Origin of the sequence: Dysosmobacter acutus (genome assembly GCF_018919205.1) — a bacterium.
GTDB lineage: Bacteria > Bacillota > Clostridia > Oscillospirales > Oscillospiraceae > Oscillibacter > Oscillibacter acutus.
In genome coordinates, this window is record NZ_JAHLQN010000001.1 from 1,772,155 (window position 1) to 1,789,525 (window position 17,371).

At 58.6% G+C, this 17,371-nt stretch carries 18 protein-coding genes and 1 pseudogene; 5 read left to right on the forward strand and 14 right to left on the reverse strand.

Annotated elements, in window-relative coordinates; all coding sequences use genetic code 11:
* Window positions 1-284: 284 nt before the first annotated feature.
* The 4 genes from KQI82_RS08540 to KQI82_RS08555 all read right to left on the reverse strand — a co-directional run bounded on the left by KQI82_RS08540 (window position 285) and on the right by KQI82_RS08555 (window position 4,345).
* A complete protein-coding gene (locus KQI82_RS08540) occupies window positions 285-1,028 on the reverse strand; it encodes an aspartate/glutamate racemase family protein (protein ID WP_216632371.1) in 744 nt (247 codons plus the stop codon).
* A complete protein-coding gene (locus tag KQI82_RS08545; protein WP_216632372.1) occupies window positions 1,025-1,843 on the reverse strand; it encodes an aspartate/glutamate racemase family protein in 819 nt (272 codons plus the stop codon). The genes KQI82_RS08540 and KQI82_RS08545 overlap by 4 nt, the downstream gene beginning before the upstream one ends.
* Window positions 1,844-1,922: 79 nt before the next feature.
* Window positions 1,923-2,936, reverse strand: coding sequence for a hypothetical protein (locus tag KQI82_RS08550; RefSeq protein ID WP_216632373.1), 1,014 nt, complete (start codon window positions 2,934-2,936; stop codon window positions 1,923-1,925).
* 29 nt (window positions 2,937-2,965) lie between these two features.
* Window positions 2,966-4,345: a sodium/glutamate symporter gene (locus KQI82_RS08555; RefSeq protein WP_216632374.1), complete on the reverse strand. Its 1,380-nt coding sequence runs from the start codon at window positions 4,343-4,345 to the stop codon at window positions 2,966-2,968.
* Window positions 4,346-4,571: 226 nt separating this feature from the next.
* Here KQI82_RS08555 and KQI82_RS08560 point away from each other — a divergent pair, with 226 nt between their 5' ends.
* The 3 genes from KQI82_RS08560 (at window position 4,572) to KQI82_RS15895 (ending at window position 6,501) form a co-directional block, all read left to right on the forward strand.
* Entirely contained in the window at window positions 4,572-5,420 is an 849-nt protein-coding gene (locus KQI82_RS08560) for a MurR/RpiR family transcriptional regulator (RefSeq protein WP_216632375.1), read from the forward strand.
* A gap of 228 nt (window positions 5,421-5,648) precedes the next feature.
* Window positions 5,649-6,056, forward strand: coding sequence for a YitT family protein (locus tag KQI82_RS15890; protein ID WP_338148965.1), 408 nt, complete (start codon window positions 5,649-5,651; stop codon window positions 6,054-6,056).
* Entirely contained in the window at window positions 6,028-6,501 is a 474-nt protein-coding gene (locus tag KQI82_RS15895) for a YitT family protein (protein ID WP_338148966.1), read from the forward strand. Before KQI82_RS15890 ends, KQI82_RS15895 begins: the two co-directional genes overlap by 29 nt.
* A gap of 47 nt (window positions 6,502-6,548) precedes the next feature.
* Here the strand turns inward: KQI82_RS15895 and trmD are convergent, their stop codons facing one another.
* From trmD to ylxM, 8 genes and pseudogenes are all read right to left on the reverse strand, one after another.
* The gene (gene trmD, locus KQI82_RS08570) at window positions 6,549-7,325 is read right to left on the reverse strand and encodes a tRNA (guanosine(37)-N1)-methyltransferase TrmD (RefSeq protein WP_216632376.1); all 777 of its coding nucleotides are present in this window, start codon (window positions 7,323-7,325) and stop codon (window positions 6,549-6,551) included.
* Window positions 7,315-8,013 carry a ribosome maturation factor RimM gene (gene rimM / locus KQI82_RS15900; protein WP_338148967.1) on the reverse strand — a complete coding sequence of 233 codons (699 nt, stop codon included), beginning with the start codon at window positions 8,011-8,013 and terminating at the stop codon, window positions 7,315-7,317. Before rimM ends, trmD begins: the two co-directional genes overlap by 11 nt.
* Before the next feature lie 19 nt (window positions 8,014-8,032).
* Window positions 8,033-8,890: pseudogene (locus KQI82_RS15670) on the reverse strand (glycosyltransferase); the annotation flags it as partial.
* Window positions 8,891-8,905: 15 nt separating this feature from the next.
* Entirely contained in the window at window positions 8,906-9,517 is a 612-nt protein-coding gene (locus KQI82_RS08585) for a TVP38/TMEM64 family protein (protein WP_216632378.1), read from the reverse strand.
* Window positions 9,518-9,756: 239 nt separating this feature from the next.
* On the reverse strand, window positions 9,757-9,990 hold the full coding sequence (locus KQI82_RS08590; protein ID WP_216632379.1) for a KH domain-containing protein: 234 nt from the start codon (window positions 9,988-9,990) through the stop codon (window positions 9,757-9,759).
* 15 nt (window positions 9,991-10,005) lie between these two features.
* Window positions 10,006-10,245: a 30S ribosomal protein S16 gene (gene rpsP / locus KQI82_RS08595; protein WP_187331881.1), complete on the reverse strand. Its 240-nt coding sequence runs from the start codon at window positions 10,243-10,245 to the stop codon at window positions 10,006-10,008.
* Window positions 10,246-10,313: 68 nt separating this feature from the next.
* The gene (gene ffh / locus KQI82_RS08600) at window positions 10,314-11,669 is read right to left on the reverse strand and encodes a signal recognition particle protein (RefSeq protein ID WP_216632380.1); all 1,356 of its coding nucleotides are present in this window, start codon (window positions 11,667-11,669) and stop codon (window positions 10,314-10,316) included.
* 2 nt (window positions 11,670-11,671) lie between these two features.
* Window positions 11,672-12,037 (reverse strand): YlxM family DNA-binding protein, encoded by a 366-nt coding sequence (gene ylxM / locus KQI82_RS08605; RefSeq protein ID WP_216632381.1) that lies wholly within the window; start codon window positions 12,035-12,037, stop codon window positions 11,672-11,674.
* A gap of 245 nt (window positions 12,038-12,282) precedes the next feature.
* Between ylxM and KQI82_RS08610 the strand changes: the two genes are divergently transcribed.
* Window positions 12,283-13,992, forward strand: coding sequence for a glycosyl hydrolase family 18 protein (locus tag KQI82_RS08610; RefSeq protein ID WP_216632382.1), 1,710 nt, complete (start codon window positions 12,283-12,285; stop codon window positions 13,990-13,992).
* Between the two features lie 131 nt (window positions 13,993-14,123).
* Window positions 14,124-15,080, forward strand: coding sequence for a dipeptidase (locus tag KQI82_RS08615; RefSeq protein WP_216632383.1), 957 nt, complete (start codon window positions 14,124-14,126; stop codon window positions 15,078-15,080).
* Window positions 15,081-15,131: 51 nt separating this feature from the next.
* Here KQI82_RS08615 and KQI82_RS08620 read toward each other — a convergent pair whose 3' ends face one another.
* Window positions 15,132-16,544, reverse strand: coding sequence for a DUF2812 domain-containing protein (locus KQI82_RS08620; RefSeq protein WP_216632384.1), 1,413 nt, complete (start codon window positions 16,542-16,544; stop codon window positions 15,132-15,134).
* Complete coding sequence (locus KQI82_RS08625; protein WP_216632385.1) at window positions 16,534-16,866, reverse strand: PadR family transcriptional regulator; 333 nt, start codon at window positions 16,864-16,866, stop codon at window positions 16,534-16,536. The genes KQI82_RS08620 and KQI82_RS08625 overlap by 11 nt, the downstream gene beginning before the upstream one ends.
* Window positions 16,867-17,371: the final 505 nt, after the last annotated feature.

Here is a 17,371-nt window from a genome sequence, read left to right on the forward strand (position 1 = left end):
GCCATGTTTGGCCTTTCCCTGGATTTCCGGAACAGGCGCGGCGTCATTGCGGGGCTGCGTGTGCGTCCGGTCCGGCCGGGCCATTCCTTTCTTTGCCATCAAAATCACCTCATGGGTAGTTTGCCCGATCAATCGGCTCACATCCATCTCCGGACGCGTGATTCTTTCCGCCTTTTAAAAGTCCGGATGCTCAAAATTTAACAGCATGGCACAAGGAGGCCGGATGCGTGACATCCGGCCTCCTCTTTACAACGGTCTTCGGGAAAATGCGTCGCCGGAAGCCTTTACCGGTAGCTCAGCGTATTTTTAAAGGGATCCGTCATCCCCCGCAGAATGCCGGACACGGTAAAGCGGATCAGCGTGGCCACATCGAAAATGGGAACGCCGGTGGCCCGGTTGACCGCGGGGGTGTAGGGGGCGAAATTGGTTCCCTCGCAGACAATGGCGCCCACGTCGGGATGCTGGCGCATCAGTTGCAGGGAGGCCTCCACAATGTCTCTGCGGATGTCCTCGTAGACATAGCTGACCGCGCCCCGGGGGAAGGTGTCGTAAAAATAGGTGCCCTGCATACCCTGGACGGCGATGCGGCTTTCATCGATTCCCGGAACAAGGAAGTGGCTGAGGTCCAGGGTATCGGAGTTGGCGGTGAGAATACCCACCTTTTTATTAGGGGGCAGCATCCGGGCCACCATGGGAACCTGGAGCAGACCGGAGGTGATGACGGGAATGTCCACCGCCGCGGCGATCTGCTTTTGAAAGGCGATGACAAAGCCGCAGCTTGAGGAGATGCACCGGCAGCCCTGAGCCTGGAGAAAGCGGGCGCCCTCAATGAATTTCTCAATCAGCGTGTAGTCGGTCCGTTCGATGATCCGGGAGCCGTTGGAGCCCTCCACGGTATAAAAGGCCACCGGAAAATCATAGGTAAAGGCGTTGCCCACATCTCCGGGAATCCGGGGAATCTGGCGGTCCTGCATCAAAATGCCCACCACAACGCCCTGACTGGCGGTTCCGCCGTACATGGTTGTCATACGCATCCCCCTTTCCCTGCTTCCTCAGAATCCATAGGCGGCCTGCCCCATGAAGGCGGTACGCCGGTATCCCCGCCGTTGAGCCGATTTTGAAAGGGAGAGGTCATTCCCCGCAGGATGCCGGAGGCCACCAGACGGATCAGCGTCACAATGTCAAAGGTGGGCAGGCCGGTCATACGGTTGACGGCGGGGGAGAAGGGGGCGAGGTCCGCCCCCTCGCAGACGATGGCGCCAATGTCCGGGTGCTCTCTTATCAACTTGCCGGCGGCCCACAGCACGTCAGCCTCCACTTCCTCATAGACGTACCGGTCCGTCCCGCTGTAAAAGGCGGGATAGAAGGCCTTCGTATCCTCCAGGCCCTGAATGGCAATGCGCTCTTTGGTGAGACCGTAGCCGGTGCAGTAGCGCGGGTCCAGGGACCGGGCGCTGTCGGTGAGGATGCCTATTTTTTTGTGGGGCTGGATGATCTGGGCCGCAAAAGAGGCCTGGAGCAGGCTGGAGGTGAAAACGGGAATCTGTACCGCCGAGGCCAGTTGGTCCTGAAAGGCGATCAGGGAGCCGCAGCTGGTGGTAATGGCCTGACATCCCTCCGCTTCCAGGAACCGGGCCCCATCAAGGAGGGCGTCTGCCAGTTCCGGGTCCACTCCCTTGCTGATCCGCTCCGCTGTGGCGCCCTTCACTGTGTAAAACCGCACCGGGAAGTCATAGGTAAAGCCGTTGCCCACGTCGCCAGGTATTCGGGCAGATACGGTGTCGGCCATCAAAATGCCGATGGGCGTGCCCTGACTGGCTGTGCCGCCTCTCATGATGGTCATATGTTGTCCTCCTTGTTCGATCAGATAATCTGCGATTTCCTGTCTCCTGCCTCAGCGGCAGGAGACAGGAAATGAACGCTCAATAGTTGACCCAGGTTCCGATGCCCGACTCCTTTGCCCGCCGGTAGACGCGGCTGGCAATTGCGATGTCCAGGACTCCCATGCCCACGGGCTTGTAGTAGAGGAACTCCCGGTCGCTCTCCCGGCCGGCCTTATCGCCGCAGAGGACCTCGCCGATCTCCTGGACATAGATGTCCTCATCCCGCACCTTTCCGGCAAGGCCGTCCACGGCAAGGTAGCACGATCCCCTGTGGCGCACCTGCTTCCAGGAGTCGCAGAGGATTTTGTCCGCTTTTTTGTAGAGGTCCGGATGATCCAGACCACCCACGCAGATGTGGAGGCTGCCGGGGGCCGCGACGGACAGGTCCATCACGGGGACCTGCGCGCTGGAGGCGTTGACGGTGATATCCGGCGTGCGGCCGCAGTCGGCGATTTTGGTAATGGGAGTAATGGAGATTCCAAGGGTGCTGCCCATCTCATCGGCAAAACGCTCCGCGCTCTCCCGGACGATATCCACTATATAGAAGTGGTCTAACTGAGGGCAGGCGCGGTAGATGGCCTCCAGTTGCTTGCGGTTCTGATAGCCCGCACCCACAAGCATCAGCGTATCCGCACCCCGCCGGGCCAGGTATTTGGCGGCCACTCCGCTGGACGCGCCTGTGCGCATGGCGCTGATCTCGCTGCCGTTCATCAGGCAGACCGGGAACTTGGTGTCCGGATCGTTGAGTATGGTGATGGAGCTTGCCCGGGGCAGCCCTTTCTCCATATTCTTAGGGTTGCTGCCGATCCATTTGATACCGGCCATCTGGTATTTGCCGCCTAAGAATCCGGGCATGGCGTTGATGCGCCCCTTGTCACTTTCCTCCAGGAAGGATTTCCCAAAACCCATGGCGATTTTCTCGGGCACAATGGCGTCGCCCTGGTATACAAGCTTCAGCGCCTCCTCTACGTCCGCCAGGGCCAGATTCATATCTCCGGCCCCAAGGGAGGATACCTCGTCTCCGCTGAGATAGAGCAGCTTGATAGAGTCCATGATTTGCGTTCCTTTCTTCAAAAATAATGTTACAGATTGCCGCGCTGTTCCATGACCGGCTTGCGGTTCCAAAGGCCCACCAGCATGCACAGGAGGATCAGCGCGATGGAAATGCCCACGAAGAGCAGTCCGCACTTCAGCGCGCCCATAGCCACGATGAGATAGGGATAGGCGGTGGTAATGAGGCCGCCGCCCACAAAGGGCGAGACGAACGGCGTGCCCAGGCCGTAGACGGTGCCGGCCTCGGTCTTCATCTCAGGGTCGCAGGTGCGTAGCAGCATCAGACCGATGGCAGCCACGCCGGTGGCCACGCCGAAGCGGGTGATGGCGCACTCAAACCAGTGCTTTTTGTAGAGCCGGGGACTGGTCCACCAAAAGAGCCAAATGATGATCGCAGTGACCAGGGTGCAGGAGATCAGCAACGGCTTCCAGTTCTCCAAAATCACGGGAATGGAGACAGAGGCCACGGCGGCCACGATCAAAAAGTCCATGGTCAGGCTCTGGATGTGCACAAAAATGCCGCGGTCCATCAGTTCGGCCAGCGGAGTCCGCTGGAGCACCATGTTGAGAAGCCATCCGCCGATCATGGCGAAGGGGAACAGGGGAAGGCTGTAGTGGAATACCAGGTCAAAGAGATAGATGATGACCTTGCCGATGAAAATGGCAATACCGATCAGCGCTGCGTGGAAGGCGAAAGTCTCCACCACATTGCCGCTGATGGTGGTGTAAGTAGAGGGTTTCTTTTCGCCGCCGGTGAAGGTTTCCTGACCGGCGTTGAGGGCGCTGCTGTCCTCCAGGACCGTTGTGTATCTGCGCTTGACGCCCATGTTGATGAGGATGATGCCGCCTACAATGGCAATGATCAGACCGATGGTGGCCGTGGTCTGCCCCACGTCTCCGCCGGCGGCCCAGCCCAATTCGGCGTAGACTTCGGTCATGCCGCCGGCAGTGCCGTGTCCGCCTTCAAAGCCGACCTCTACGATGCAGCCGAAAATGGAGTTGGTCCCCCAGAGCGGCGTGAACAAAAGGGCGGTGAGCAGGCAGGTGACGCCCACCTGGACAAAGCTGTAGAGGTATCCCTGAATCACAGAGGGGGCGGAGAGGATCAGGGCGTCTTTGAGGTTGGAGCGCTTGACGCCAAGCTGCATACAGGCAAAGACAATGACGATGAAGGGAGTGGGCATGGCGGAAAGAGAACTGCGCATCTCCGCTGAGAAGAGGCCCAGGACATAGGGCCCAAGGATCAGACCAATGATGCCGGCAATTAATGAAGCTGGGATAAATGCCTTTTTTAGAAAATTGATTTTCAGTCTGAGGACGGTAGCAACGAAGAGAAGAATGCCGATGATTGCGAGGTAGAGAATAAAATTGGTGATGGTTCCACTTGCAATTTTTTCAACTGGTAGCATATTTTTCTCCTTTCTGTGCTGCGTATCGAATACGATGATCGTCCACGTGGCCCGAGCTCTATTTTGAAAATAACACGAAAATATATTTTTGTAAATATATATTTTAGAAAAATATTTTTTATAGAAGAATACAAGAAATATAATTTTACTTCAATTTACGGAAAGAGTATGCTAAAATTGGCTCAACAGAAGAGATCGCGCAAAATATAAGCCGAGGATGACGACTATGCAGAAATTGCTCAGACAGCTCCAGGAGAGTCAATCGGAGTTTTCTCCCGCCCAGAAGGCGGTGGCGGACTATATTGTGTCCCACTATATGGACATCCCGTTCCAGACCATCTCCCAGATCGCCCAGCTCACCGGTACCAGCGAGACGACCATCTCCAAATTCTGCAATGAGCTGGGCTTTTCCGGCTTCAGCGGCTTTAAGCGTCTGGCGGCGGAGTATGTGAACAACGCCCTGCCCATCAACAACCGTTTGGAAAATACGGCGGCCAGCATGGAAGAGGGGGACGCGGTCAGCGAGATCATGCGCTATGATATCGACGACATCCAAGCTACGCTGAAAAATCCTGCGAACCTTGCCAATATCCAGCCCTTTTTGGCCATGGTGGACCAGGCGAGACACGTCTATACCCTTGGCGGCCGGAGCGCCAGCTTTTTTGCCGCCTTTTTTGCCTTCAAGCTGCGCCAGCAGGATGTGAACGTGTCCAACATTGAATTCGGTGTGGGGGACTATGTGGACAAGATGATGATGATCCGCCCCGGGGACCTGGTGATTGCCTTTTCCTTTTCCCGGTACACCAAAAAGGTGGTGGAGATGGTCAGGCGGCTCAAGCAGCGCGGCGTCTCCATCGTTCTGCTGACCAGCGAGGGGCTTTCGCCTGCCTTTGAGTATGCGGACCTGGTTTTCACCTGCCGGACGGTTTCCCGCTCCTATGTGGCGTCCTATACCGCGTGCCTGTCCCTGCTCAACACGCTTTTGATCACCCGGGCGCTGCGTCACAAGGTGCGTATGGAGGAGTATCTGAAGGAACTGGAAAGGAACCTAATGGACTTTGATATGTTCTGCTGAAAAGTCAAGCGCCCGGCGGCATTTTAAATGCCGCCGGGCGTTTAGCCGCTGCCGCAAAGGGGCGTTGATCCCCTTATACAAAAGGCTGAAAAGGAATGGGGATTGACAGAAGGAGGGCCCATCTGATATAGTAAGTATTGGAAGAGCAAAGGCATTTGCGGATCATACCTTTTGATCTGCAGGTGTCTTTTTTTGCCTCAAATCTCTTTTGGAAAGGATGCGGTTTTTATGCGTTGGAAGAATGTTGCAATGGATGTGGCCTGCGAGACGGCGGGCAGCTTTTTGGTGGCGGTGGCGCTCTATAATTTTGCGCTGTACGCCGGATTCCCCTTAAGCGGTTTCTCCGGAATCGCCATGATCCTCTACCGTCTGTTCAATCTGCCCATCGGCCTGACAACCATTGCCTTGAATATCCCAGTGGCCATCGCCTGCTACCGGCTCATCGGGCGGACGTTTATGCTGAAGTCCCTCCGCTGTATGATCATCTCCTCTCTGATGATCGACTATGTGGCGCCGCTGCTGCCTGTCTACCAGGGCCAGCAGATGCTGATCGCCATTGTGACCGGCGTGCTCAGCGGCATCGGCTATGCGCTCATCTACATGCGCAATGCGCAAATCCTCCACCGGCGGGTCTGATTTTGTCATCATGGCCATCAAGGCGGTCAAGCCCCACATGAAGTTGGGCACCATCACGTTTTTCGCCGATGCCGCAACCATTCTGGTGGGCGGCGCGATGCTGCGCAGCGTGGACGGGATCATCTATGGCCTGCTCATCAACTTCCTCATTGCCACTGCGGTGGATAAGGTGATGGGCGGTCTCAACTCCGGAAAGGTGGGGTTGGTTGTGACGGAGCAGGGGGAGGAGGTCTGCGACCTCATCGACCAGTGCACCGGCCGGGGCTCCACCATCCTTGAAGGCCGGGGCGGATACAGGAGGGGGAAGAAGCAGGTGGTGATGGTGGCCTGCAACTCCAAGGAGATGTACCAGATCCAGCAGGAGGTCAAGCATCTGGACGAGGACGCCTTTATGATTGTGATGAACTCCACGGAGGTCCACGGAGAGGGTTTCCGGGTGATCTGATCCCTACATAGGCAAAAAAAGAGGAGCAGGCCGAAGCCTGCTCCTCTTTACTGTTCCTCTTGCGCTGTCTGCTGCCGGAACTCCTCCTTGGCCTGCTGCAGGAGCTTGCGCTCTGCCTTGGTGGCCAGCTTGCTCTCGTCGAACTGGGCGAAAAGGTCCGGCCGACGGAGCATGGTGCGCTTGTAGCTCTCTTTCCGGCGCCAGGCCGCCACATTGCCGTGATGGCCAGAGAGCAGCACCTCCGGCACACGGCGCCCATGCCACTGCTCGGGTCTGGAGTACTGGGGGTATTCCAACAGGTGGTCCCAGTGGGACTCCTCCATAAAGCACTCCTCGTCGGGCAGCACACCGGGCACCATGCGGCACACGGCGTCAGCCACCGCAATGGCCGGTATCTCTCCGCCGGTGAGCACGAAATCCCCCATGGAAATCTCCTCGTCCACGCACTCGTCGATGAAGCGCTGATCCACGCCCTCATAGTGGCCGCAGACCAGGATCAGGTGGTCGTGGCTCTCCTTCAGCTCCCGGGCCACCTGCTGGGTGAAGACGCGGCCGCAGGGGGAGAGAAAGATGGTGTGGGGCCGCAGCCCAACCTCTTCGCACACGTGGGCCCAGCAGCGGTAAAGGGGATCCGCCTGCATGACCGCCCCCCGTCCGCCGCCGTAGGGATAGTCGTCTACCTGCATCTGTTTGTTGGTGGTATAGTCCCGGATTTGATGGGTACGGATGGTGATGTACCCCCGCTCCTGAGCCCGGCCCAGAATGCTGACCTTGGTATAGGCGTCCACGGAGTCGGGGAACAGCGTCAGAATGTCAATTCTCATCGGTGGCCAACCCCTCCATCATGTGCACCCGCATCTCATTGGCATCAAGGTCCGTGGATACGATGAACACGTCCTGGACAGCGGGAATCAGGTACTCACGCTGCCCCACCACCCGGTAGAGGTTGTGGGCGGGGTAGGGAAGAACCTCCTTCAGCTCGCCCAGGGAGTCGCCTGTGTCGGCGTCCACCACCTGAAGCCCAAGAAGCTCATCGTCAAAGAAGACGCCCTCAGGCAGGGCGGCGTCCTCCCGCCGGATGGAAAGCACCTTGCCCTTCATGGCCAGGGCGGAGTCCATGTCCTCAATGCCGGGCAGCTTCAAAAGGACCAGACTTTTGTGTACCCGGCAGGATTCCGGATGGACCGGCTGCCCGTCCAGGTAGAGGGTCCTGAACTGCGTGAGAAAGTCCGGCGACTGTCCCATGGGCTGTACCCGCAGGTCGCCCCGTATGCCATGGGCGTTGACCACCCGTCCGACTTTGATATACTGTAGCTTCATGTGTGGCTCCTTCCAATGCGCGTTGATTGGTTTCATTATAGCGGAAGGAGACTTTCTTGGCAAGTGGGGAAGAGGCGGGCCGGGGGAGATAGATGGAGCGCAGCCGCTCGCCGATGGCGGAATAGCTGCGCTGCTCGGCGATCTTTCTTCCGGCTGCGGCAAGACACGGCAGCGAGCCGTCCAACATCCCATTCAGCAGCATTTGGAACTGCTCCAGGTCCCGTCCCTTATAGACTTCCTGCCCGTCTTGCAGCCAACCCTCATAGACGGGGATGTCCCGCAGCAGGATCGGCGTCCCGCAGGCCAGGGCCTCCAGCACCACGATCCCCTCGGTTTCCTCGTGGCTGAGGAAGGCAAAGGCGTCGGCGCCGCAATAGGCCTCCCGCAGGCCCTCACGGTCCACAAAGCCGGGGAAGGTCACGTTGGGAGGAGCCTGGACGATGGCCTGGCGCACATGGGCGGGGATCAGATTCAGGTTGGTGTAGCCGAACCAGAAAAACCGCACGTCCGGCATCCGCCGGGCAAGCTCCAAAAAGTCCAGGATTCCCTTGCGCTGGATGTAGTGGCCTACAGAGATCACCACTTTTTCCCGGGAGGTGATGCTCCAGCGGGCGCGGAAGGCTTGGCGGCGCTGCTCACTGGGGGCGAAGAAGCGGGTGTCGATGCCGTTGGAGACGGCGTGGATGGGCCGTCGGATGCCGTAGCTTTTCAGTATGGCGGCGGAGTACTCGGTGGGAGTGATAACCACATCCCCCAGCCCATAGCAAAAGCAGATCCAGCGCTTAAAAAGGGGCGCAAGCCAGGAAGAGCCCTTAAAGGAGTTCCGGAAGTCCTCCATGGTGGAGTGGCCATAATAGACCACTTTTTTGCCCATCAGTCGGGAGAGGACCGCCATTGCCGCAGAGTCGGGGAACACGGTGTTCAGTTGAACTGCCTCGGAGGGGGAAAAGAAAGTGGATGTGGTCTGGAGCCCGGCCAGGCGAAGCATCTCCCGCTGATGGGAGATGGCTTGTCCCACGCCGCTTCTTCCCACGATGCGGCTGCCTCCGGTGTAGAGGTGAATGGTCATAACAGTGCCTTCCTTTCAAGTGAGGTACGCGATCACCTGGGTCCAAATCGCGGCCAGACCCAGGCTGTAGAGGGCGATGGCCGCGGGCTTGCCCAGCAGGATGATGAGGGCGAACTGGGTCCAGCTCATGCGCGTGGTGCCTGCCAGATAGCAGAGAAAGTCGTCGGGAGCCACCGGCAGGAAAATGGCCAGAGCGAACCACTTGGCAAAGTGCCGGTCCGTCCAACTGCTGTAGCGCTGGATCAGGGATGGGGAAAAGAGCCGGTACAGCAGGGGTCTTCCGCAGCAGCGGGCAATGGCGAAGGCCAGCAGAGAGCCGACGCAGATGCCGATGTAGTTGTAGAAAAAGCCGTGCAGCCCTCCAAAAAGCAGTACGCCGGCAAGACACCCCAGGCCGCCTGGCAGGATGGGCAGTACCACCTGGACGATCTGAAAGGCGACAAACAGCAAGATACCCGCCACACCGGCCTTGCCTACAAAAGCGGCCATCGCCTCCGGAGAGGTCAGCAGTCTGGCCCGCCAGCCCCAGATGGCAAGGACCACGCACAGACAGAACCCTGCGATGGAGAGAAGCTGCAAGGCAGCCTGGATTCCATTGGACTGAACAGATTTGTTGGAAGAGTTCATGGCTGTTGCTCCTTTGCCGGTTTATTCATAATACGAAAGGGAAAAGCCTCTTTCTTCAAAAACCTCGAAAAAAGTGGAGCTTTGCCGAAATTGTGTTATATCCAACCATAAGATAGCAGAGAAAGATGAACGTTACATGTTTGATTGATGAAGTTTCTATGAATTGGGGTTGAAAACATAAAAAGCCCCGGCAGGCATGCGACGGCATGCCTGCCGGGATCCGCGGACGCCGTCCGCGCTTATTGATCTACAATGTCAACGGAAACCTTCACGCCGGTGCGCTGGGCATAGGAGCGGACAACCGTGCGAATCTCCTTGGCAATGCGGCCCTGACGGCCGATTACCTTGCCCATGTCCTCCGGAGCGACGCGCAGCTCCAACGTCAGTTCCTGATCGCCGGGGACTTCTGTCACGCTCACAGCGTCGGGATCATCCACGAGGTTTCTGGCGATGTAGAGCAGCAAGTCTTTCATGATTTGCCCTCCAGATTAAAGTACATCCGCCTTTTTCAACAGCGCCCGGACGGTATCGGTGGGCTGAGCACCGGTCTTGATCCAAGCCTTGGCGCGCTCCGCGTCGATCTTGATCTCGGCGGGGGAGACACAGGGATTGTAGGTACCGATCTCCTCGATGAAGCGGCCGTTGCGGGGAGCGCGGGAATCCGCCACAACCACTCTGTAGAAAGGGGCCTTCTTGGCGCCCAGTCTGCGCAGTCTGATTTTAACCATAAGTCATTCACCTCCAACTTGTGATTCTAAAAGTTCTATTTATAAATGCGTGAGCACTTATATACCGATCAGCGGAACCGTTTCTTCCGGCCAAAGCCCCGCATCTTGCCGCCCATACCGCCGCCCATCCGGCCGTGGGAGAGCTGACGGGTCAGCTGCTGCATCATGTCAAACTGCTTAAGCAGCCGGTTCACATCCACCACTTGGAGTCCGCAACCGGCGGCAATGCGCTTTTTCCGGCTGGCACCCAAGATTTGGGGATTCTCCCGTTCCAGGGGTGTCATGGACAGGATAATGGCCTCCGTGCGGGAGAGAGCCTTTTCGTCAATGGTGGCGCCCTGAAGCTGCTTGCCCATGGCGCCCGGCATCATGCCGGCCAGCTGGCTCAAATCGCCCATGCCCCGCAGCTGCAGCAGCTGGTCATAGTAGTCCTGGAGCGTAAAGCGGTTTTTCCGGAGCTTTTCCTCCAATTTTTTTGCCTGTTTTTCGTCGTAGTTCTGCTCCGCCTTTTCAATGAAGGACAGCATGTCCCCCATCCCAAGAATACGGGAGGCCATGCGGTCGGGGTGGAACAGCTCGATCATATCCAACTTTTCACCGGTGCCCACGAATTTGATGGGCTTGCCGGTGGTGGCCCGGATGGAGAGGGCGGCGCCGCCCCGGGCGTCACCGTCCAGCTTGGTCAGCACCACGCCGTCGATCCCCAGGGCCTCGTCAAAGGCGGAGGCGGCGTTGACCGCGTCCTGACCGGTCATGGCGTCCACGACCAGCAGGATTTCGTTGGGATGGACAGCGGCTTTCATCCGCTTGAGCTCATCCATCAGCTCCGCGTCCACGTGGAGCCGTCCCGCGGTATCCAGCAGCACCATGTCGTTGCCATGGTCCCGGGCGTGGCGGATGGCCTCCTCGGCGATGTTCACCGGATCGCCCTGCCCCAATTCAAAGACAGGAATGTCCAGCTGGCCGCCCACGACCTTCAGCTGCTCGATGGCGGCGGGCCGGTACACGTCGCAGGCCGCCAACAGGGGCCGCTTGCCGAACTGACGGCGCATCAACCCGGCCAGCTTTGCGCCGTTTGTGGTCTTGCCGGCGCCCTGAAGGCCAACCATCATCACCACGGTGGGTCCGCTGTTGGCCATGGAAATTTTGGAGTTGGTGCTGCCCATGAGAGCGGTCATCTCTTCGTTGACGATTTTGATAACCTGCTGGGCGGGAGTCAGGCTGTCCAGTACGTCGGCGCCGGTGGCCCGCTCGGTGACGTGGGAGACGAACTCCTTGACCACCTTAAAGCTGACATCGGCTTCAAGAAGCGCCAGGCGCACCTCGCGCATGGCCTCTTTGACGTCGTTTTCCGTCAGGCGGCCCTTGCCGCGCAGCCGCTTAAATGTAGCGTTCAGTTTTTCACTCAGGCCTTCAAACGCCATAGTTACTCCTTCAGCGCAGCGGCAGCGGCGGAGATCTGCTTGCTCAGCTCCTGCAGGCGGGGATCCTCATACTGCCGGTAGTTGATGGTTTTGATCTCAGAGGCGGCCGACTCAATGGCCTCCAGATGCTGGCGCATCTGCAAAAAGCGGCGGATCAATCCGGTCTTGTCCTCAATTTCCGTCATGTACGCTTCCGCCCGAACGATCACATCCCGGACGCCCTGGCGGGAGATCCCGGCATTTTCAGCGATCTCGGAAAGGGACAGGTCCTCGTTGTAGTAGAGATCAAAAAACTCCTTCTGACGGTCGGTCAGGAGTTCTCCGTAAAAATCGAACAGCATGGTCATCCGATATGTCTGGTTTTTCACGGCAAACACCCCTTCTGTAAAGTTATATCGCTTTACAACATGGAATAGTTTACAGGAATTCGCCGCAAAAGTCAAGGGAAAAAACGCAATTTTTTGGATTGCTTTCTGATTTCTTCTCCATATCTGGCGGAATGGTGCAAAGCGCTTCCAGAATGGAGCAGCTTTTCCAGAATTCGTGTGTTGCATCCTCCGGGAGCCCTGAAATACAATGGGCTTATCGTATTTGCAGAAAAGGGGAAACGAATGTGAATGCTGCTGTAAAAAGAGGAATTTTGCTGTTGGCGGTGCTTTCCATGGCGCTGGCCCTGTTTGTCCTGCCGGCCTCGGCGGGCACTGCATACCCGTCTGAAAGCAGGGCTGTGGTAGGGTACTATGCAAGCTGGGCCGCCTACCAGGGGGTCACGCCGGACCAGCTTCCGGGAGATCAGCTGACCCACATCAACTACGCCTTTGCCGCCATTGACCCCAACGACAGCACGCTGCTTCTGGAGAACCCGGAACAGGACCGGAAAAATCTGAAGCTTCTGCGCGCGCTGCGTGAAAAGCATCCCCACCTGAAGCTTTTGATTTCCGTGGGGGGGTGGGACGACTCTCTCTATTTCTCCAACGCGGCCGCCACCGCCCAGCGGCGGGAGCGGTTTGCACAGAGCTGCCTGGACTTTCTTCTGGAGCATGGTCTTGACGGCGTGGACATAGACTGGGAGTACCCGGTGTCGGGCGGCCCCTCCGGTATGGTGCACCGTCCTCAGGATAAGCAGAACTTCACCCTGCTGCTTCAGGCCGTGCGGGACAAGCTGGACCGGCAGAGCAAACAGGACGGAAGGCCCTATTACCTGACCATCGCGGGCGGCGCCGGTTCCGAGTACCTCAATAAAATTGAGGTGGAAGCCGTTGCCCGGACAGTGGACCACATCTTCCTGATGGCCTATGATATCCATGGCCCCTGGGACACCTACGCGGATCTGAATGCCCCGCTCTACACGCCGGAGGAGAACTCGCCGCAGTATAAGAGCAGCGTCTTTGACAGTGTGCAGACGTACTTAAACCGGGGGATGAGTCCGGAGAAGATAGTGCTGGGCATGCCGCTCTACGGCTACCGCTATGACGGAGTGAGCAGCAGGAACAACGGACTCTACAGCACGTTTTCCTCCGCGGCCTCCGTCCCATACCATGTGCTGGAGCGGAACTATCTCAGCCAGTCCAAATACCGGAAGCTCTACCACAAGGAGGCGGAGGCTCCCTATCTCTATGGGGAGGGGACCTTTCTCTCCTATGAGACCCCGCAGTCCATGGCGGCCAAGGCGGAGCTGGCCAGAACCCACGGACTGGGAGGGATCGGGTTCTGGGAGCTCTCTCAGGACAGGAATGCGGTGTTGATCCAAAGCGCCCGCGCGGCCTTTATGGGCGGGGCCTTTACCGACGTGGCTCCAGGCGACTGGTACCATGAGGCCGTGGAGTACGTTCGGGAGAGGGGCCTGATGGATGGCACCTCCGCCGGGGTCTTTTCCCCAAGGCGGCCGGTGAACCGGGGTATGGCGGCCGTCATTGTGCACCGGCTGGAGGGGAGCCCTTCCGCGGGAAAGACGCTGTTCTTGGATGTGGCGCAGCAGTCCTATTGCCGCGAAGCGGTTTCCTGGGCCGCCTCCAAGGGGATTGTGGGTGGCTACGGGGATGGCCGCTTCGGCCCGGACCATACACTCACCCGGGAGCAGCTGGCCGCCATACTGTACCGCTATGCCCGGTACAAGGGCTATGACGTGAGCGGAAGAGCCAATTTGACCGGATACACCGATTCCGGCGAAATCGGAAGCTATGCGAAACCGGCCATGGCGTGGGCGGTCAGCAGCGGCCTGATCCATGGCCTGGCGGACGCCCGCCTTGCGCCCCGCGGCATCGTTACCCGCGCTGAGGCCGCGGTGATCCTGATGCGTTTTTGCGAAAGCGCCGCGGATTGAAAGCGCCGGCCACAGAATATGAAAAGCTGCCGGACGACCTCCGAGCCGCTTCACCTGACGGTTGCATTTCCCGGCGGAGATGCTATACTGGAGAAGCATTATTTGACATATTCGAGGGGAGACAGGCAGATATGATACTTGATTTCCATTCCGATATCTGGACGGATGTGAGCCGGCGCCGGCTGCAGGGGGAGCAGGACGTCCTCCGGCGGGAACACCTGGAGAGGCTGCGTCGGGGCGGCGTGGAAGGCTCGGTCTTTGTGATCTGGGCTGAGCCGGACGATCCGGCGGGGGATACCGTGCGGATCATGGCGCAGGTGAAGGAGGAACTGGCCCAGTGTGATGCGGTGCGGGCGGTGCACACCTGTGAGGAGATGCGCCAGGCCGTCCGGGATGGAGTATTTTACATCTGGCTGGGCGTGGAGGGCATGGCCGCCATCGGCGACCAGGTGGAGCGGATCGACGAGTACTATGATTTCGGCGTCCGCACGGCCATGCTGACCTGGAATGAGGAAAACGCCCTTGCCACCGGCGCCCGGGGCAGCGCGGACCGGGGCCTGACGGAGGCCGGCCGCCGGGCGGTGCGCCGCATTCAGGAGAAGAAGATGCTGATGGACGTGTCCCATCTTAACGAAAAGTCCTTTTGGGACGTGGCGGATGCGGCCTCGGCTCCCATCTGCGCCTCCCACTCCAATGCCAGGGCGCTGTGCGATGTGCCCCGGAATCTGACGGATGACCAGCTCCGGGCCATCCGGGACTTGGGTGGTGTGGTCGGACTCAATTCCTGCCGCGCCTTCATCGCCCCGGAGCGGGAGGCGCAGACCGTACAGCAGCTGGCCCGCCATGCGGTCCATATGATCGACGTCATGGGCATTGACCACGTGGGTTGCGGCTTTGACTTCTGCGAGTTTATTGATGAGCCCGGCTCTCCGCTGTTGAGCCAGGGGGTCTACACCTCTGGATTTGAAAACGCCTCCCGGATTCCCAACCTGTTTGAAGAATTCACGAAAATGGGTATGAGCGGCAGGGAACAGGAGAAGATCGCCCGGGGAAACTTCCAGGCTCTTTTGGAGCGGACTGTGGGCTGAGCAGCGAGCGCAAAAAAGCGCGCCGGATGATTCCGGAGCGCTTTTTTACGTTTACTGGACCAGCCGGTCCACGATAGTGGCAATCTGATCATCCGTCAGCGGGAGGCCGGTGCGCAGCGACAGCAGCATATCCTCATAACAGAGCACATAGTACCCCTCAAAGAGGTCGCCGTGGTAGGGGTTGAGGGCCCGTTTCTGGTAGGCGGCGTCCGCCCGCCAGGGCGTTGGGTCAATGGGGGTCATCTCGTAATCCACGCCTATGGACTCAAAGGAGCGGGTCAGCTCCCAGCGGCAGACGCGGTAGACCAGCGGCAGCTTCGGTGTCAGCCGGGCGTAATAGAGCTCCGGGCCGTCGCTCCCATAGAGCACAGAGGTTTGCAGCCCCGCCTCCCGGCGGAGAAAAATGCTCTCCTGATGGTCCGCGGCATAGGAGTAATACGTATAGTCTCCCTCCTGCAGGTCCTCTATCGTCAATGGAAGGTCGTCGTGGTATATGTCGGCGGTATAGGTTTGCCCGCGGTCGGTGGTGATGGTCACAGTCTCCGGCGGAGACTCCTCAAGGACGCCGTGGTCGATGGACCAGAAGATCACCTTGGTCAGGACCGCCATGGCCGCAATGCTGACCACTATGGCGGCTAAAAAGGTGAACACCATGTTGGTGGCGCGGTCGATCTTCAGCTTTTTGCAGATGTGTTTTACCCCAAGGACGGGAACCAGGATTGCCAGCATGTAAAAAAGACCGTAGATCAGATAGACCCATCCGGACCGGCCGTTATTGTGCAGGAAAAAGTACTGGATCTGGGAAAGCAGCAGCAAAGCCACGGCCACGCACCCGCTCCACTGGGGCCATTTGCTGGAGCTGGCCACGCAGGGCCCGCCCTGGGCCACAGCGGCGGCGGTGGTCCGTTTCCAGTGCCAGTAGAGGAGAAGGGAGCCGCCCAAATGAACAGACAGAAAAAGCCAGAGGATAAAGTTGGTCAGCGCGGTGCCCGTGGCCAGGCTCATGATGGGGCTGTCGAAAAAGGTCTGACCCTGGGTAAACATCTGGAGCAGGCAGCAGCCAAGGAGCAGGAGGTTGCCAGGCAGATAGTTTTTCTTCATGGCGCGGCAGATGGCTCGGAACTTCTCCTGTTCATCCGTTTCGATGGGCACCGGGTGCTCCTCTTCCGAGCAGAAAATCTGCATCTGGGCGCACTGGGCCACGTAGTGCCACCCGGCCTGGGCACAGTAGTCCAGATAGACCTGCTGGTTCTCTGTGGGCCCGGGGTCAAACTCTGATGCCTCGGGGAAATAGGTGACGGAATAGGTGAGGCGCTTTGGCTCCGCCCGGCGGTAGCGCCAGCTGAAGGAGGTGATGGCCTCCAACTGCCAGCCCCGCTCGGCCATTCTGGTCAGGTGGCGCTCAATATCTGCGTACTGATAAAAAAGGAAGCAGGGTCCCACACTGCGTTTTTTATTCCGCATGGCCATTCAACTCCTTTCTCCCGTAGGCGCGGTAGGCCTCCCGCAGCAGACCCAGCCGCCGGTACTCCTGCTCCAATGCCTCAAGACCTGTGTCGGTGATGAGGTAGCTGCGCTTTCGTCCCTCCACCTTGGTTTCCCGGATCATGCCGGCGGAGAGAAAGCGGTCCAGCAGGTTGTAGAGCGTGCCGGGCCCCACGCAGACCCGGCCCCCGGTCATGGTGCGGATCCGCTCCATCATATCCGTGCCGTAGCACTCTGTCTGCAGGCAGAGCAGAATATAAAACATCTGCTCCGTCAGCGTCTCAAACTGCTCCCTTGCCACTGTTCCACCGCCTTTCAAATGGAATATCGAATATCGTTAATCTATTTGAACACAGCATATCATCGATTATCGATATTGTCAATAGCCGGAGGAAAAATGAAGGGAAGAGGAGTTTGCCGTAGGAGCACCCCTGTGATGAATTCCGGCCAGGACGCTTTCCTCCCGGCATCCTTTTCCCTTCACCAAAGGATGCGTTGAAACGGACAGAAAAAGGCGGCCGCCTAAAACAGCAGCCGCCCGATCAATTGGTATTTGGAGAGGATGGTTGTCTGCTCCGGCTCCGCCAAAGGGAATACACGCCGCCTCCAAATGTCGAAAGTAAAAAGAAGACCCAGGTAATCCTGCTTCCACCCGGCGAGCAGAGTCCAAGCACAAAGCCCGAAAAGCCCCAGGCCAAGGCCAGAAGCAGCAAAAGCAGCCCCTCGGCCAGCCGGGCGGCTCTCTGGCCTTGCGCCCATAGTCCAATCAGAAAAGTCCCAAGAAAAATCGCCGCCATCATACCGTT

Bases quoted from the DNA above. Each gene is read 5' to 3' on its own strand.
- KQI82_RS08540 (WP_216632371.1), bottom strand. From the start codon at position 1,028: ATGACAACCATGTACGGCGGAACCGCCAGTCAGGGCGTTGTGGTGGGC.
- KQI82_RS08545 (WP_216632372.1), bottom strand. From the start codon at position 1,843: ATGACCATCATGAGAGGCGGCACAGCCAGTCAGGGCACGCCCATCGGC.
- KQI82_RS08550 (WP_216632373.1), bottom strand. From the start codon at position 2,936: ATGGACTCTATCAAGCTGCTCTATCTCAGCGGAGACGAGGTATCCTCC.
- KQI82_RS08555 (WP_216632374.1), bottom strand. From the start codon at position 4,345: ATGCTACCAGTTGAAAAAATTGCAAGTGGAACCATCACCAATTTTATT.
- KQI82_RS08560 (WP_216632375.1), top strand. From the start codon at position 4,572: ATGCAGAAATTGCTCAGACAGCTCCAGGAGAGTCAATCGGAGTTTTCT.
- KQI82_RS15890 (WP_338148965.1), top strand. From the start codon at position 5,649: ATGCGTTGGAAGAATGTTGCAATGGATGTGGCCTGCGAGACGGCGGGC.
- KQI82_RS15895 (WP_338148966.1), top strand. From the start codon at position 6,028: ATGCGCAAATCCTCCACCGGCGGGTCTGATTTTGTCATCATGGCCATC.
- trmD (WP_216632376.1), bottom strand. From the start codon at position 7,325: ATGAGAATTGACATTCTGACGCTGTTCCCCGACTCCGTGGACGCCTAT.
- rimM (WP_338148967.1), bottom strand. From the start codon at position 8,013: ATGGGATGTTGGACGGCTCGCTGCCGTGTCTTGCCGCAGCCGGAAGAA.
- KQI82_RS08585 (WP_216632378.1), bottom strand. From the start codon at position 9,517: ATGAACTCTTCCAACAAATCTGTTCAGTCCAATGGAATCCAGGCTGCC.
- KQI82_RS08590 (WP_216632379.1), bottom strand. From the start codon at position 9,990: ATGAAAGACTTGCTGCTCTACATCGCCAGAAACCTCGTGGATGATCCC.
- rpsP (WP_187331881.1), bottom strand. From the start codon at position 10,245: ATGGTTAAAATCAGACTGCGCAGACTGGGCGCCAAGAAGGCCCCTTTC.
- ffh (WP_216632380.1), bottom strand. From the start codon at position 11,669: ATGGCGTTTGAAGGCCTGAGTGAAAAACTGAACGCTACATTTAAGCGG.
- KQI82_RS08615 (WP_216632383.1), top strand. From the start codon at position 14,124: ATGATACTTGATTTCCATTCCGATATCTGGACGGATGTGAGCCGGCGC.
- KQI82_RS08620 (WP_216632384.1), bottom strand. From the start codon at position 16,544: ATGCGGAATAAAAAACGCAGTGTGGGACCCTGCTTCCTTTTTTATCAG.